Source organism: Legionella waltersii, assembly GCF_001468085.1.
GTDB lineage: Bacteria > Pseudomonadota > Gammaproteobacteria > Legionellales > Legionellaceae > Legionella > Legionella waltersii.
Map to the genome: position 1 here is coordinate 1 of NZ_LNZB01000030.1, position 1,021 is coordinate 1,021.

The following is a 1,021-nucleotide window of genomic DNA, read 5'->3' on the forward strand; positions in this document are numbered from 1 at the left end:
ATATTGGCGCCACTAAGGGATGTCACTTTCTTCAGTATTGCTGAAATCAATCAGGCATTAGCGCCTTTGCTTAAAGCCTACAATGATCGGCCTTTTCAAGAACTTGAAGGATCACGGCATTCACAATATGAGACTCTGGATAAACCTGCACTAAATCCATTGCCCAGTACACGCTATAGTTTTGCTCAATGGAAAACAGCCAAAGCTGGGATTGATTATCATGTAACTTTTGAAAAACACCATTACAGTATCCCGCACCAGTATTTAAAGAAAACCATTGAGCTTCGCGTGACCCAAAGCACCATAGAATGTTTTTATAATGGGCAACGCATTGCGATACATCCTCGTGCTTATAAACCAGGACATACAACGACTCATGAACACATGCCCTCCAATCATCGGGCTTATGCCCAATGGACTCCTGAGCGTTTAAAGAAATGGGCATTAGCTACAGGGCCATATACCCAGACACTGATAGAGGAGCTTATCAGTCTTCATAAAATCCCAGAGCAGTCTTTTCGTAGTTGTTTAGGCATCTTACGTCTAGGTGAACGCTATGGGGCACAACGCTTGGAAGATGCGGCCCAGCGAGGTTTAGCACTTGGAGCTATTCGCTATAGAAACATCGAATCAATATTAAAGAACAACTTGGATAAGCAGCCTTTGCCTTCGTCTGACCACGAAATAAAAGCTGCCCCAAGACCTCACCATGACAATGTTCGTGGTTCAGCGTACTACCACTAAAACTCACTTAACTCATAGGAGATAACCATGTTAACACAACCGACAATAGAACAGTTGAAATCACTACGGTGCATGGGGATGGCAGAGGCTCTCAGAGAGCAGTTGCAAACACCCGAATCAGCTTCATTATCCTTTGAAGAGCGCTTAGCATTTTTAGTGGAACGAGAACTTCTGCTCCGCGAGCAGAGGGCTATATTAGGAAAGTTACGACATGCACGCCTTCGCGAACAAGCATGCATTGAAGATATTGACTATAAAGCAACTAGAGGCATTTCTA

General features: G+C 43.9%; 2 protein-coding genes. Both read left to right on the forward strand.

The genetic code is table 11. The features are described 5' to 3' along the window. Nucleotides 1-744, forward strand: a 744-nt coding sequence (locus Lwal_RS17525) for a transposase (RefSeq protein WP_162264094.1), incomplete at its 5' end; no start/stop codon positions are given. 27 nt (nucleotides 745-771) lie between these two features. Beyond that, nucleotides 772-1,021: ATP-binding protein (locus tag Lwal_RS05290; protein ID WP_193787215.1), on the forward strand; the 250-nt coding region annotated here is incomplete at its 3' end.